This is a genomic window from Providencia alcalifaciens DSM 30120 (assembly GCF_000173415.1).
GTDB lineage: Bacteria > Pseudomonadota > Gammaproteobacteria > Enterobacterales > Enterobacteriaceae > Providencia > Providencia alcalifaciens.
Window position 1 is genome coordinate 140,419 of record NZ_ABXW01000004.1, and the last position, 15,166, is coordinate 155,584.

The 15,166-nt window shown below is 42.5% G+C and carries 14 protein-coding genes; 2 read left to right on the plus strand and 12 right to left on the minus strand.

The window, feature by feature from the left end; all coding sequences use genetic code 11:
- Positions 1-47: 47 nt before the first annotated feature.
- The 3 genes from dxs to xseB all read right to left on the minus strand — a co-directional run bounded on the left by dxs (position 48) and on the right by xseB (position 3,260).
- Positions 48-1,913 carry a 1-deoxy-D-xylulose-5-phosphate synthase gene (dxs, locus tag PROVALCAL_RS01030; protein ID WP_039861413.1) on the minus strand — a complete coding sequence of 622 codons (1,866 nt, stop codon included), beginning with the start codon at positions 1,911-1,913 and terminating at the stop codon, positions 48-50.
- A gap of 174 nt (positions 1,914-2,087) precedes the next feature.
- Positions 2,088-3,005: a (2E,6E)-farnesyl diphosphate synthase gene (ispA, locus tag PROVALCAL_RS01035; protein WP_006657201.1), complete on the minus strand. Its 918-nt coding sequence runs from the start codon at positions 3,003-3,005 to the stop codon at positions 2,088-2,090.
- A 3-nt stretch (positions 3,006-3,008) separates the two neighbouring features.
- Positions 3,009-3,260, minus strand: a complete 252-nt coding sequence (gene xseB / locus PROVALCAL_RS01040; protein WP_006657202.1) for an exodeoxyribonuclease VII small subunit — start codon at positions 3,258-3,260, stop codon at positions 3,009-3,011.
- Between the two features lie 222 nt (positions 3,261-3,482).
- Here xseB and thiI point away from each other — a divergent pair, with 222 nt between their 5' ends.
- Positions 3,483-4,934, plus strand: a complete 1,452-nt coding sequence (gene thiI, locus PROVALCAL_RS01045; protein WP_006657203.1) for a tRNA uracil 4-sulfurtransferase ThiI — start codon at positions 3,483-3,485, stop codon at positions 4,932-4,934.
- 54 nt (positions 4,935-4,988) lie between these two features.
- Here thiI and yajL read toward each other — a convergent pair whose 3' ends face one another.
- Both yajL and panE read right to left on the minus strand, forming a co-directional pair.
- Positions 4,989-5,582 (minus strand): protein deglycase YajL, encoded by a 594-nt coding sequence (gene yajL / locus PROVALCAL_RS01050; RefSeq protein ID WP_006662777.1) that lies wholly within the window; start codon positions 5,580-5,582, stop codon positions 4,989-4,991.
- Positions 5,545-6,456, minus strand: a complete 912-nt coding sequence (panE, locus tag PROVALCAL_RS01055) for a 2-dehydropantoate 2-reductase (protein WP_006657205.1) — start codon at positions 6,454-6,456, stop codon at positions 5,545-5,547. The genes yajL and panE overlap by 38 nt, the downstream gene beginning before the upstream one ends.
- Positions 6,457-6,630: 174 nt before the next feature.
- Here panE and PROVALCAL_RS01060 point away from each other — a divergent pair, with 174 nt between their 5' ends.
- Positions 6,631-7,122, plus strand: coding sequence for a YajQ family cyclic di-GMP-binding protein (locus PROVALCAL_RS01060; RefSeq protein ID WP_006657206.1), 492 nt, complete (start codon positions 6,631-6,633; stop codon positions 7,120-7,122).
- 80 nt (positions 7,123-7,202) lie between these two features.
- On the opposite strand, the gene PROVALCAL_RS01065 is transcribed toward PROVALCAL_RS01060, so the two are convergent.
- From PROVALCAL_RS01065 to PROVALCAL_RS01095, 7 genes are all read right to left on the minus strand, one after another.
- The gene (locus PROVALCAL_RS01065; RefSeq protein WP_039861387.1) at positions 7,203-8,564 is read right to left on the minus strand and encodes an MFS transporter; all 1,362 of its coding nucleotides are present in this window, start codon (positions 8,562-8,564) and stop codon (positions 7,203-7,205) included.
- A 363-nt stretch (positions 8,565-8,927) separates the two neighbouring features.
- Entirely contained in the window at positions 8,928-9,815 is an 888-nt protein-coding gene (cyoE, locus tag PROVALCAL_RS01070; protein WP_006657208.1) for a heme o synthase, read from the minus strand.
- A 12-nt stretch (positions 9,816-9,827) separates the two neighbouring features.
- Complete coding sequence (locus tag PROVALCAL_RS01075) at positions 9,828-10,160, minus strand: cytochrome o ubiquinol oxidase subunit IV (RefSeq protein ID WP_006657209.1); 333 nt, start codon at positions 10,158-10,160, stop codon at positions 9,828-9,830.
- A complete protein-coding gene (locus PROVALCAL_RS01080; protein ID WP_006657210.1) occupies positions 10,161-10,775 on the minus strand; it encodes a cytochrome o ubiquinol oxidase subunit III in 615 nt (204 codons plus the stop codon).
- Entirely contained in the window at positions 10,765-12,756 is a 1,992-nt protein-coding gene (gene cyoB, locus PROVALCAL_RS01085) for a cytochrome o ubiquinol oxidase subunit I (protein ID WP_006662774.1), read from the minus strand. Before cyoB ends, PROVALCAL_RS01080 begins: the two co-directional genes overlap by 11 nt.
- 4 nt (positions 12,757-12,760) lie before the next feature.
- Entirely contained in the window at positions 12,761-13,753 is a 993-nt protein-coding gene (cyoA, locus tag PROVALCAL_RS01090) for a cytochrome o ubiquinol oxidase subunit II (RefSeq protein WP_036961872.1), read from the minus strand.
- Positions 13,754-14,179: 426 nt separating this feature from the next.
- Positions 14,180-14,953, minus strand: coding sequence for a nucleoside-specific channel-forming Tsx family protein (locus tag PROVALCAL_RS01095; RefSeq protein ID WP_006657213.1), 774 nt, complete (start codon positions 14,951-14,953; stop codon positions 14,180-14,182).
- Positions 14,954-15,166 lie beyond the last annotated feature (213 nt).

Below are 15,166 nucleotides of genomic sequence, written 5' to 3' on the forward strand. Positions count from 1 at the left end.
TTGCGGATTAATAAGGCGTTACTGAGTTAACGCCTTATTTTACAAAATTATTTATTCAGATAAGCATTTATCGCGTTAACGATCCCTATGGCATCTAAGCCCAGATCAGTCAATAACTCATCTTGTGTCCCTTGAGGAATAAAGAAATCCGGTAAGCCTAAATTCAGTACAGGGAGAACTTTCTTCTCTTTCATTAAGAATTCATTCACACCGCTTCCAGCTCCACCCATAATCGCATTTTCTTCCAATGTCACAAGCATGTCATGACTATTCGCCATTTCAAGGATTAAGGCTTCATCTAAAGGTTTCACAAAACGCATATCAACCACCGTTGCGTTGATTTGTTCTGCGGCTTCGAGTGCATTGCTGAGCAGTGTACCAAAGCTGAGAATAGCCACTTTTTCACCTTGGCGGCGGACAATTCCTTTCCCAATTTCGAGTGGTGTCAATGGCATTAATTCTGCACCAGTACCAGCACCTCGCGGATAGCGTACAGCGGTTGGACCTTCTTGATAATGATACCCAGTATGTAGCATTTGGCGACATTCGTTTTCATCGCTTGGTGTCATGATGACCATTGTTGGGATGCAACGTAAGAATGAAATATCGAATGACCCTTGATGGGTTTGACCATCAGCACCAACGATACCTGCACGATCAATGGCAAACATCACAGGAAGTTTTTGGATAGCCACATCGTGAATGACTTGGTCATAGCCACGTTGTAAGAAGGTCGAGTAAATAGCTACGATTGGGTTATAGCCCCCAATAGCAAGACCTGCAGCGAATGTAACGGCATGCTGTTCAGCAATCGCCACATCAAAGTATTGGTCTGGGTACTCTTTTGAGAAACGTACCATACCAGAGCCTTCGCGCATGGCAGGGGTGACTGCCATGAGCTTGTCATCATCTTTTGCTTCTTCACACAGCCAATCCCCAAAAATTTTTGAGAATGTCGGTCTGGTATCTTTGCTTTTTGGTAACGTAAAAGTGGCTGGGTCGAATTTAGGTACTGCGTGCCAGCTAATTGGGTCTTTTTCGGCCGGCTCATAACCACGACCTTTTTTAGTCATGATGTGCAGGAATTGTGGTCCTTTTAGCTCACGCATATTTTTTAGCGTTTGGATCAGCGCAATAACGTCGTGACCATCGACAGGACCTATGTAGTTAAAGCCCAATTCTTCAAACATGGTACCAGGGACAACCATGCCTTTGATGTGTTCTTCGGTTTTTTTGAGTAACTCTTTGATTGGTGGAATATTAGAGAAAACTTTTTTTCCACCTTCACGCAGCGTTGTATACAGCTTGCCAGAAAGTAAATGGGCTAAGTGGTTATTCAGAGCACCAACGTTTTCAGAGATGGACATTTCATTATCATTGAGGATCACCAGCATATCGGGCGCTGCATCGCCGGCATGGTTCATGGCTTCGAATGCCATTCCTGCGGTAATCGCACCATCACCAATGACACAAACGGTTTTGCGATTTTTATCTTCTTTTTCTGCGGCGATAGCCATACCTAAACCGGCACTAATGGAGGTTGAGGAATGACCAACACTTAAAATGTCATATTCGCTTTCTGCGCGCCATGGAAAGGGGTGTAACCCATTTTTTTGACGAATAGTGTCAATTCTATCACGGCGACCCGTTAAAATTTTGTGTGGGTAAGCTTGATGCCCAACATCCCAAACAAGGTTATCAAACGGGGTTTTGTAAACATAGTGTAGAGCAACGGTGAGTTCAATAGCCCCCAGTCCTGATGCAAAGTGACCGCTCGAGCGACTTACACTATTTAGTAAAAATTGTCTCAGTTCATCACAAAGCTTTGGCAAGCTCTCTTTTGGCAAAAGGCGCAGTTCATCAGGCGTCTCTGCAAGTGCCAGCGTTGGGTATTTAGCGGTATCTATACTCATTAGGTGCTCACTACTTAAATTAATTAGGGCGATGCCTGTTAACATTGAGCGGCTGGTGACAGTGATTTTTCTTCGTTAAACGCATTTTGTAAGTCGTCACAACAGCTCAAGGTTGTTTAGGTAATCAATGTTATAATTATCGGTCTTATGCATACCAAAAGGCAAAACATATTGTCAGCTTTTGCGCTCAATGACAAAATTGGCTAAAGCTCTTAACAAATCCGTATTGTAGCCTTGGGATTGTAATGATTCTAAAGCAGTGATCGCATCTTGATAGAGTTCTTTGGCTTTTTCTTGAGCCGCTTCCAGACCCAGTAATGAGGGATAAGTACTTTTTTCATGTTGCTCATCAGCACCTTGGCGTTTGCCCGTCACTGCACTATCACCGATGACGTCTAAGATATCGTCTTGAACTTGGAAGGCTAATCCGATGGATTCAGCGTACTTATCTAAGTTAGTTAAGGCTTGATATCCTTTATGCCCCGCGGCGTAGGCGCCAAGACGAATAGCGGCACGGATTAAAGCCCCCGTTTTGTGCTGGTGGATACGCTCAAGAGAAACAAGATCAACGCGTTTACCTTCTGCATCAAGATCTAATGCTTGTCCTCCACACATACCCGCTAAGCCACTGGCATACGCCAGTTCGGCAATCATCGCAATGCGGTCTTTATCGGAGACATCGGGCATTGATGCGCTAGACAGTAACTGGAAGGCAAATGTCTGTAAGGCATCGCCTGCAAGTACCGCATTACCTTCACCAAATTTGATGTGGCAAGTGGGTTGCCCACGACGTAAGTCGTCGTCATCCATAGCCGGTAAATCATCATGGATCAGCGAGTAAGCGTGGATGCACTCAACGGCGGCTGCGGGTGCGTCTAAATTATCAAGACTCACGCCGAGCATTTCGCCAACGGCATAAGTTAAGAAAGGACGTAAGCGCTTACCCCCTAATAACGTGCCGTATTTCATGGCTTGTGCTAAGGGGAGATCAGCAAAAGGCAGTGAATCTAATGAGGTTAATAGATACTGATTAACGCGATCATGAGCTTGGCGTTGTTGACGCGCAAAGGTGTCTGGATGTTGTTCGGGCATAGTTTATTCTGTATCAGGTGAAAAATTGTCGAGGGCTTTATTTTCGTCATCGCTCAGCAAAATTTGCACACGCTGTTCTGCTTGCTGGAGGACTTTTTGGCCTTGTTTCGCAATTTGGACGCCACGTTCAAATTCATTTAATGCATCTTCCAAAGGAAGCTCCCCTGTTTCTAAGCGAGCGACAATTTGCTCTAGCTCTTGAAGGGAGTTTTCAAAACTAACAGTTGGAACTTGCTGAGATTTTTCTTTAGCCATAATCGTTAATCACTAATGTTAAATCACTTAAAAGAGGGGAAACTTTAATTATTGTGCAGACTAACTTAGTCTCGCAATGGTTACAATTTATTATTGGTGTTTTTAGATTCAGTACGCAAGATAGTGCTATAATACGCCTCTTTATTGACAACTGGTAAAGTGAACAACAGTCACTTTTTCGCAACGTCCGTTTGCCCCACTAACCAAGAACATGCAGCGACTATGAAGTTTATTATTAAGTTATTCCCAGAAATCACAATCAAAAGCCAAACCGTTAGACTCCGTTTTATCAAAATTTTAACGAGTAACATCCGCAATGTATTGAAGAGTCTTGGCGAAGAGATCTCGGTTGTCCGTAATTGGGATAACATTGAAGTGCGTGTTAAAGGGGAATCAAAACACGACGAAATCTGTGACATGCTAAGCCGCATTCCGGGTATTCACCACATTCTCGAAGTAGAAGAGAAACCTTTTACTAGTTTACATCATATTTTTGAAATGACACTGGAAGCCTACGGGGCATCGGTGGAGAACAAAACGTTCTGTGTGCGAGTAAAACGTCGTGGTAAACACGAGTTTTCATCCATTGACGCTGAGCGTTATATTGGTGGCGGCTTAAATCAGCACATCGCCTCAGCGAAAGTGAGATTGAAAGATCCTGACACCACCGTGCATCTGGAAATTGAAGATGACAAGTTGATCCTAGTAAAAGCGAGAATTGAAGGTATCGGCGGATTCCCGATTGGTACGCAAGAGGATGTCCTGTCGCTGATTTCAGGTGGGTTTGACTCCGGGGTTTCCAGCTACATGTTAATGCGTCGTGGTTGCCGCGTGCACTATTGTTTCTTTAACCTTGGCGGCGCAGCCCACGAAATTGGAGTGAAGCAAATCGCTCACTATTTATGGAACCGTTTTGGTAGCTCCCATAAAGTACGTTTTATAGCAGTAAACTTTGAACCTGTTGTGGCTGAGATTTTAGAAAAAATCGATGATGGTCAAATGGGGGTCGTATTGAAACGTATGATGGTACGTGCAGCCTCCAAAGTGGCAGAGCGTTATGGCGTTCAAGCTATCGTGACTGGTGAAGCGCTTGGTCAGGTTTCGAGTCAAACACTGACGAATTTACGTTTGATTGATAATGCATCAGACACCTTAGTATTACGCCCACTCATTTCTCATGATAAAGAGCACATTATCAAATTAGCCCGTCAGATCGGAACTGAAGATTTCGCAAAAACTATGCCAGAATACTGCGGTGTCATTTCGAAAAGTCCTACCGTGAAAGCAGTAAAAGCGCGTATCGAAGCGGAAGAAGCTAACTTTGATTTTGGTATTTTAGAGTCAGTCATTGAGCAGGCTCAAAACATTGATATCCGCCAAATCGCACAAGAAAGTCTTGAGAAAGTGCCTGAAGTTGAGATGGTCAACGAGTTATCCGCAGATAACGAAGTTATCTTAGATATCCGCTCAATCGATGAGTTTGAAGATAAACCATTGAAGCTGGAAGGGATTGAAATTAAAAACATTCCATTCTACAAACTGAGCACACAATTTGGTGATTTACCAAAAGAGAAAACGTATCTTCTCTATTGTGACCGTGGTGTGATGAGCCGCTTACAAGCTTTGTATTTGAAAGAGCAAGGTTTTGAGAATATTAAGGTTTATCGCCCGTAAGTTGTCAGGTGATGTCGAATGAAAAAGCGAGCGGATTAGCTCGCTTTTTTGTTTCTAGTCTTCAAGATAATCATTAATGCCTGGAGGTAAAATGAGCTGTGCGGCAACGTTGGCAGCCGTTTCTCGCCCTTGCAGTAATTCAATCAGCTTCAGCGCAAAATCGAAGGCCGTCGCAGGTCCTTGGCTCGTGAGTAAATTCACTCTTTCATCGAAATAAACACGTCTATCGACCCATTTATGGGCTGGAATTTTGTCCCGCATACTTGGAAAGCCAGTCATGTTTCCGAGAGGAAATAGCTGGTGGTGCTCCAAAACTAATGCAGGGGCGGCACAGATGGCTGCTACAATTTTTCCATCTAAATGCATGCGCCTGACTTTTTCAACCACCAGAGGGCTATCACGGAAAGCTTCTGCTCCTGCCAGACCGCCGGGTAACACGATTGCATCAAAAGGCTCGTCTGCTACGTGGATGATAGGTAGGTCAGCAACCAGTTTAATACCTCGAGATGCGGTAATCTCTAATGCTCCGTCTTCCGTCACACTGGCTAATGTCACCTGTATTCCGGCACGGACCAGTAAATCGGCGGTAGTGACTGTTTCAATTTCTTCACTACCATTGGCGATGCATATCAGCACGGAGGTTGTCATAACGTTGTTCTCGATTTTTAATTAAATGGTATAAGCGGTCATTTTCGGGAGTGGCTAAGCCATGCGCTCGGGCTTTTTTGATTAAAAATCCCGTAATATAGTCAATCTCAGTTCGGCGATGATTTCGCACATCTTGGAGCATCGATGAATAATTTTCTGCACTGCTGTGAATGATGCCATAGATATATTCAGTTAGCTCTGTTTTGTCTGCGTGCAATCCTTCAGCGCTCATCACTTGGCAACATTCATCAATCAGTAGTGCAATCTGTTCTGGGTAGTGGACAAGCGCTCCATTAGCACAGTTATGCTCGATAGTGAGGGGGTTAATGACGCAATTGGCCATCAATTTTCGCCAGCTGGTATTGAGGATTTGATTGTGCCAAGCCACGTCAGGTAGTGCATCATGTAAGATATTGGCAATCGGGTAATAAGATTCCGCTAGGGAGTTAACTGCACCAATGTGAGTGACACCATGAGCGACATGAAAAACTTGGTTATTATCTTGCCATGCGGCATGGGTTGTGACGCCACATAAAAATGGATGACGTAATGTACCGAGCTCTTCCAATGTACCTAATCCATTGTGAAGCAAGAGGATTGGGCTACTTTCAGGAATGATTGCAAGTAAGGGTAATAGGGCATCTGAAACTTGCCATGCCTTCAAACAAACGATGACCAGCTCACTCGAATGAAGGTGTTGGTGGCTATTACAAGGAATTAATTCACGAAATACTTGACCATTGGGCTCATTGACATCGACAAATAGGTCAGATTGAGCCATGCGTAACCAGCCTTGAATATCATGTCCTTGTGAGGAGAGCGCGGCTAGCCAGAGTTTACCAATAGCACCACAGCCAATCAGGGTTATTTTCATCGGTTTTCCCTACTATCTGAGAGCAGTTGACTTTGATTATTGATTGCCATCATAGCGATTTTATTATGATATCCAAATAATTAGTTGTGTTATACAAGTGATGAGCGCTGTCAACGTGGAGTGTGATAATCAAATAGGCTATGATAAGTCGATTGATTATAGGAGAGCGTTAAAATGCCATCATTTGATATTGTATCTGAAGTTGAAATGAGTGAAGTCCGCAATGCGGTAGAAAATGCTCAGCGTGAATTAACGAGTCGCTGGGATTTTAAAAATGTCACCGCAAATTTTGAACTGAACGATAAAAATGAATCTATCAAAGTCACCAGCGAATCTGATTTCCAAGTTTTGCAATTGGTTGATATTTTAAGAGAAAAAATGGCAAAACGAGGTATTGATGGTGCCGTATTGAATGTCCCGGAAGAGATTGTTCATAGCGGTAAAACGTACAGCGTAGAAGTGACCTTAAAACAAGGTATCGAAGCGAGCATCGCAAAGAAAATTGTTAAATTGATTAAAGACAGTAAGTTGAAAGTTCAAGCACAAATTCAAGGTGAACAAGTGCGTGTGACCGGCAAAGCGCGAGACGATTTACAATCGGTTATGGCATTAGTTCGTGGTGGTAACTTAGGTCAACCATTCCAATTCAATAACTTCCGCGATTAATTTTAAGTTTGTTTCCGTTATTGAAATAGCCCGCTATGTTGCGGGCTATTTGCTATAAGTGAATGAGTACGGGTGAGTCGTTAAGCATGAACGATCGCTTCGAGCTCTGCGCGATTAACGATTTTTTTATCAATTTTAATATATATACTCATTTCTTCAGAGATAACAGACACATCCAGTACGCCATTAACCGCTTCTAACTGTTCTTGAAGTTTAGCGATATTTTTAAACCGGTGTGGTAGAACCATACGAATGCTGCTGACATAAGGCGGTTGTTTCATCGTCAAACTGACAATAAACCACGCGGCACAAAGTATTAACCCGCCGATAAAAACGGTACTAGCACCTTCAAATTTATATAACCATCCGCCAAGAATTCCTCCTAGCGCCACACCTAAAAATTGGCTAGTCGAGTAAACGCCCATTGCGGTACCTTTATAACCAGCGGGTGCTTCCTTACTGATCAATGAAGGTAAAATTGCCTCCATGATGTTAAAAGCAATAAAGAACAGTTGGATGCCTAAGAAAATAATCCACAGTTGATGACCCGATTGCCATAAAACAATTTCTGCTGCGGCTAAGAGTAAAATACAAAATAGGAAAACTTGCTTCATTTTACGGTGTTTTTCTGCATAAATAATGAATGGCAGCACACAGATAAACGCGACTAGCATAGTGACTAAGTACGCTTTCCAATGGTCTTTAGCTAAGTAACCTGCATCGGACATAAGTAAGGGGAGGGCAACAAAGCTGGACATCAACAGTGTATGTAAACTTAAAATCCCAACATTTAGTTTGAGTAGTTGAGGATTGAATAAAACCGCTTTTAAGTTACTTTTAACGAAAGCAGACTCTCGGTTTACAACATGGTAAGTGTTATTAGGGACGACAAAAAGGGTCACGAAGATAGCGCCAACTGCCAATAGCGTAATGCCCCAAAATAAACCACTTAAGCCAACAGCGTGAGTGATAATCGGTCCTAATACTAAGGCGATAGCGAAAGTGACTCCAAAACTAATACCTAAAAAAGCCATCGCTTTAGTACGATTTTGTTCGCGAGTTAAATCAGATAATAAAGCCATAACTGCAGCAGAAATGGCACCCGCACCTTGCAAAGCACGCCCAATAATAATGCCCCAGATAGAGCTGCTAAGTGCAGCAATAATACTGCCCACGATAAAAATGAGTAGCCCAAAAACAATGAGAGGTTTACGACCAATTCGGTCAGACATCAAACCAAATGGGATTTGAAAAACGGCTTGGCTAAGCCCATAAATACCAATCGCCAAACCAATCAAAAACTCGTTAGCACCCTGTAAATGCATCCCATAACTGGTGAGGATCGGGAGCACCATAAACATGCCAAGCATGCGAAGGGAGAATACGGATCCTAGTCCCCAAGTTGCTCGGAGTTCTAGGTGGGTCATTTTATTATCATTCATAAAAATACTCGTTATATTTTGAGCTGTAGCTGTGTTGGCTACGCTCACTAACCCTAGTCACGTAGTTATCTACGTTCCTAGGGATTAGCTTCACTTGCCGCCTTGCTACAACCCAAACTATTTAGAGTATTAAATCTTAATGAGCTTAAATTATTCTTTTTATTTCGGGTAGCAGCTGTTTTGGTGTTAATTTAAAGTTAAATCAGTGAGTTATGTTTTTTTATATAAAAGCATTGGCTTATTGATAGCAGGTGGCTATTTAACCATAAAACTCATCACAAAAATATTCGCAGGCAAAAAAAAACGGCGGGAAGTTTGCACTTCCCGCCGTTTGAACGCATTTATTGTCAATAATGCAATAAATTATCGGACTAATGCTATAACAGTATCGCTTGAAACGGTTGGGTCAACTGACATCATCACACTCAGCGATGTAATCGCCACGATAGAAAAGATGAACAGTTTGCGAGCCCAAACTCGGTCGTCATTTTCAGTTTTGAAACCTGAAATTGCCATACCGAGCCACCATAAGCTAACTGCAGCGCCGACAACCAGATATTTATAGCCCGCGTATCCGCTAATCGCTAACATTAATGTTGCGACCATAAATGCAAGGATATACAAGAAGATATGCGTCTTAGCGACAGATATTCCCTTGATCACCGGTAAAACAGGGATGTTTGCGGCTTTATAATCCTTAAAGCGGAAAATTGCGATGGCATACGAGTGCGGCATCTGCCACAAGCTGAATATCAACAGCAGGATTAAAGCTCCAGCATCGAATTCATTTGTGACAGCGCAGTAGCCGATAACCGGTGGTGCTGCGCCTGATAGGCTGCCAATCAACGTGCCATATACGGACTTACGCTTCATGTACAGGCTATACACGCCCACGTACACAATGAAACCAATGAGTGCAAGTAGCATTGCCAGTGCATTGGCTGCTACGAGTAGCAGCACCATACCAGCAATACCTAATGCAGTTGCGTAAATCAGGCTAACTTTCGGGTCAATCAGCCCTTTAACTAAAGGGCGATTCTTAGTTCTTTCCATGATACGGTCAATATCACGGTCGATGTAGTTGTTAAATACACAACCAGAAGCCACGACCAATGATACACCCAGCAAAGTCGCAATAAACAGCGGGTAATCAATTGACCCTTTAGAGGCCAGCAGAAAACCGCCGATCACAGAAATCAGATTTCCGAATATAATTCCTGGTTTGGTCACTTGCAGGTATTGCTTAAACATATCGGCAACTCTTTAGTCGAGCATCATATTGATGTTCAGGTTGTACATAATCCACAGAGAGCCAATAACAACGATACCGATGATTAGCATAGTGAACAGGAATGCAATCAGGTTCCAGCGCTCATCTGATGATGTATTCATGTGTAAGAAACAGACAAGGTGTACAAGGATCTGCACGACTGCCATTCCAACAACAGTTGCCAGAATAACGCCTTGTGACGCTGTTCCATTCATCACCATCCAGAAAGGAATTACAGTCAAAATTACTGACAGAATAAAGCCAATCAGGTATGTCTTAACGCTACCGTGGCTTGCTCCAGTATGAGCATCTTTTGCATGACTCATTTAAATAGCCCCCAGAAGATAAACAACGGTAAATACACAGATCCAAACAACATCTAAGAAGTGCCAGAACAGGCTCAGGCAGTTCAGACGGGTTTTGTTAACGGCAGTCAGACCACGACGACAGTTTTGGATAATCATCAGAATGATCCAAACCAGACCACAAGTTACGTGGATACCGTGAGTCGCAACTAATGCGAAGAAAGCAGATAAGAAACCACTGCGATCTGGACCGTAGCCTTCAGCGATCAGCTCGTGGAACTCATAAACTTCCATAACAACGAAGCCAAGACCAAATAAGAAAGTAATGAATAGCCATAAGTTAACGGCAGCCACTTTCTCTTTGTGCATTGCAATCATTGCAAAACCGTAGGTGATACTACTGAATAACAGTAAGAATGTTTCACCTAATACGAACTGCAAACTAAAGATGTCTCTACCAGCAGGACCGCCAGCAGTGCCATCAGATAAAACCACATAAGTTGCAAACAAGCTAGCAAACAGGATCAGGTCACTCATTAAGTAGATCCAGAACCCAAATACTTTCGTTGCACCTGCATCGTGGTGCCCATGCTCTGCATGGGCTACATTATGATTAGTCATTGTATTAGTTGACATCGTTCACACCTGCCTTACGTAATTCTTCAAAGTGCTTATTCTCGATTTGTTCGATTTCAGCAACAGGTACGTAGTAATCAACATCTTCGTCGAAGCTTTTTGCAATCCAAGTAACAATCATGCCACCGAAACCAACGATTGCCAGCCACCAGATGTGCCAGATCATTGCGAAACCAAAAATTAAGCTAAATGCAGCGATGATAACGCCAGCGCCTGTGTTCTTCGGCATATGAATTTCTTCATATGAAGTTGGTTTCTTATGAGCGATACCTTTCTCTTTCATATCCCACCAAGCATCGCGAGTTTGAATCTGTGGTTCAATAGCGAAGTTGTAGAATGGTGGTGGAGAAGAGGTTGCCCACTCAAGAGTACGTCCACCCCATGGGTCACCGGTTAAGTCACGATTTTCATGACGGTCACGGATACTCACGATAATTTGAATAACTTGGCAAGCAATACCCAGAGCAATCAGACCTGCACCACACGCAGCTGCAACCAGCATACCGTGATAGGTTGGGTCAATATTCTGGCTCAGACGACGGGTCATACCCATAAAGCCAAGGATATATAATGGCATGAATGCTAAGAAGAAACCGGTAATCCAGAACCAGAAGGCACGAACACCCCATTTCTCATTCAATGTGAAGCCGTAAGCTTTAGGGAACCAGTAAGTCATACCCGCGAAGCATCCGAATACCACACCACCAATAATAACGTTATGGAAGTGAGCAATCAGGAACAGGCTGTTGTGCAGAACGAAGTTTGCACCCGGAACTGCTAACAGAACACCAGTCATACCACCTACAGAGAAGGTGATGATAAAACCGATAGTCCATAACATTGGTGATTTGAACTCGATACGACCTTGGTACATGGTGAACAGCCAGTTGAAAATCTTAACCCCTGTAGGGATTGCGATAATCATCGTAGCGATACCAAAGAAGGCGTTAACGTTCGCACCTGAACCCATCGTAAAGAAGTGGTGTAACCATACGATGAAGGACATAACGGTGATAACGATGGTTGCCCACACTAGTGAGGTATAACCAAACAGACGCTTTTTCGAGAAGGTTGCTGCAATTTCTGAGAACACACCGAACACTGGTAGAACAAGGATATACACCTCAGGGTGACCCCATGCCCAAATCAGGTTGATGTACATCATCATGTTGCCGCCCATATCGTTAGTGAAGAAATGGGTGCCCAGATAACGGTCTAATGTCAGTAACGTGATGGTCACTGTCAGAATTGGGAATGCTGCAATAATCAGGATGTTGGTACAGAATGCTGCCCAGCTAAATACTGGCATTTTCATCATCGACATACCCGGTGCACGCATGCGGATAATGGTCGCGAAGAAGTTAACACCTGTTAATAGCGTACCGATACCGGATATCTGGAGACTCCATATCCAATAATCGACCCCGACCCCCGGATTGTACTCCAAGCCGGACAGAGGAGGGTATGCTAACCAACCAGTTTGTGCGAATTCACCTACCCCTAATGAGATGTTGATTAATACAACACCCACTACGAAGAACCAGAAGCTCAGGGAGTTAAGGAATGGGAATGCAACGTCACGGGCACCAATTTGCAGAGGAACAACTAAGTTCATCAGACCAACAACAAATGGAGTTGCCATGAAGAAAATCATGATAACGCCGTGCGCTGTAAAGATCTGATCATAGTGGTGAGGGTTTAAGAAACCTTCTTGACCCGCTGAAGCCAGCACTTGCTGACCACGCATCATAATCGCATCCGCGAAACCGCGGAATAACATCACCATCGCAACGATGATGTACATAATACCAATTTTTTTATGGTCAACAGACGTTAACCATTCTTTCCACAGCCATTTCCATTTTCCGAAATAGGTGATTGCACCGACTAAGCCAAGTCCACCGAGGACAATGGCAATCAGTGTAATAACGATAATCGGTTCATGAAGTGGAACTGCGTCCAGTGTTAGTTTTCCAAACATGCCCTTATTCCTCAGCGCCTGCATGAGCATTATGGCTCATATGCATTGAATGACCTGTAGATTCTTGTGCTTGAGCAGTGTTGCCCATGTGCATAGAATGATTTGCTTCATTATTAGCATCTACAGGAGCGTGACCTTTATGGTGCTCATGACCAAACTTCATAATAATGTCTTCATAAAGTTTAGGTTTCACGCTAGAGAAGTAGGTAACAGGAACGTTCATGCTAGGTTTAGCAACTTCGTCGAATGCCTGCATCGTATCCATAGTTTTTGGTGATGCTTTTACTTTCTGTACCCACTCATCGAAGCCTTGGCGATCTGCTGTTGCAATAGCATTGAACTTCATATCTGAGAAGCCGTGGCCGCTATAACTTGCTGAGAAGCCTTTATAGGTACCAGGTTCGTTAGCGATTAAGTGAAGTTTTGTCTGCATACCCGCCATCGCGTAGATCTGTCCACCTAAAGATGGGATGAAGAATGAGTTCATCACAGAATCAGACGTGATTTTGAAGTTTACAGGAACACCTGCAGGGAACGCGATTTCATTGACTGTAGCAATGCCTTGATCTGGATAGATAAAGATCCATTTCCAATCAGCTGAAATAACTTGAATGGTAACAGGTTCCTGATCACTAACTAATGGCTGATACGGGTCCAGCTCATGAGTCGTTTTCCAAGTGATAGCACCTAGAATAATGATAATAATGATAGGAACTGTCCAACAGACTAACTCAATTTTGTTAGAGTGAGCCCAGTTAGGACGGTAGGTAGCTGACTTATTGGACTCACGATATTTCACTGCGAAGATAATCGCCATAAAAATAACAGGAATCACAACAAGGAGCATTAAACCGATTGCAATAAGAATCAGCTCTTTTTGTTTTACGCCAACGGCGCCTTTAGGATCCATCAACACCATATCGCAACCGCCTAATAATAAGGCTGCTACAACCAGTGAGATTGCTCCAATGCTTTTTTTGTAGTTCATAAGTCTCATCCACGACCCCAAATGACAAGAATCTAATTGTCGTTTCATCAGTGCGGGCATTTTACGGTAAGGTTATGCGAGTGTAAATGATTGTAAGGCAAAGAAACGGAAATGTTAGCTCTTTATGTTAATATGATCACATGTAAAGCTTTTGCGTCTAAAAAGTTAAAAATACTGCTAATTATAGGTATGTTTTGATAAAACAGTATGAATACTAAATTATCTTGGTAATTTTTCAAAGAAAAATATATACAAAATTGACAAAAAAATATGAAAACTGATTGGATTGTTAAGAGAATTGGTAGGGGAAATTACTGAATTTATTGCCGATAAAGCTAAACTGATTACTTTACCGGCAAAACAATACAGAAAAACTGTTACATTTTTGAAACTAAAGGAAATATATTAAAAATATATACAAGTTTTTCGTTGTCACTAGAAGTTATACTTTAATGTATAAATGATTGCATCTTGATAGAAATCATCGCCTAATTTATTGTCAGCATAACGATATTGGACACCGGCTGCTAAATTTGGAGTGGCGTTCCACCAAAAAGCAAGTGCTCCATTTACGCCATCACGACCGCCATTGCCATAGCGTTCATGACGAGCAAATTCCATTTCGTGCCAGTTGGTGATCATGAAATTTTCTTGGAACATTTTAAAGTTATAACCCGCAACCCAACCTACGACATAACCGTTATTACCAGAATAATAAGTTTGGTCTACATAATGTAAAGCGACGAAAGGCTTGAACCATAGATCGCCAATCGAAGTGTTATAGCCTAATCCATACAGTGTATTTACTTCATGGAAATTGCCCCCATGCTTATCACCTGGTAAAGACCAAGTACCATAAACATGACCATATAAGTTAAATCCAGTATCTGCGATATAAACGCGAGCCGTTGTTTTTACAGTGTAACGTTGGTTTTTGCCTGGATCTTCATGTTGTTTATTGAATGGGTTTTCAAGATCAAAGAATCCATACAGTTCACCCCAATTAAAGTTAGCACCGCCTTCGAGCTCGAAGTAAGCAAAATCTTCCTTATGAGTTGTATTCTTAGATTTGTTTACTGTATGACGGGACCAGTCAAGATAGTTCACGTTGATGTCTGCGAAACCATTCTGATACCCAAGAAAATTTTCAGCATTCGCGGTTCCTGCTAATGATGTTAAAGCAGCAGCGCAGAGTAGTGTTTTTTTCATAAGACATTATTTTCGTTTATGTATTAATAAAAATTAGTTGCTACGCAAATTTTCAGCTTGTCAACTAACCATCCTCAAACATGTGAGATATTAGACTTTAGATTTGTAATTAAAAAATATCTTTCAAAGAATGGGTGATAATGATCACGTTTTTATCAATCTTTAAGCGATATTTGCTAGAGAGATCTAATTTGGGAAAATAGGAGAGATTCC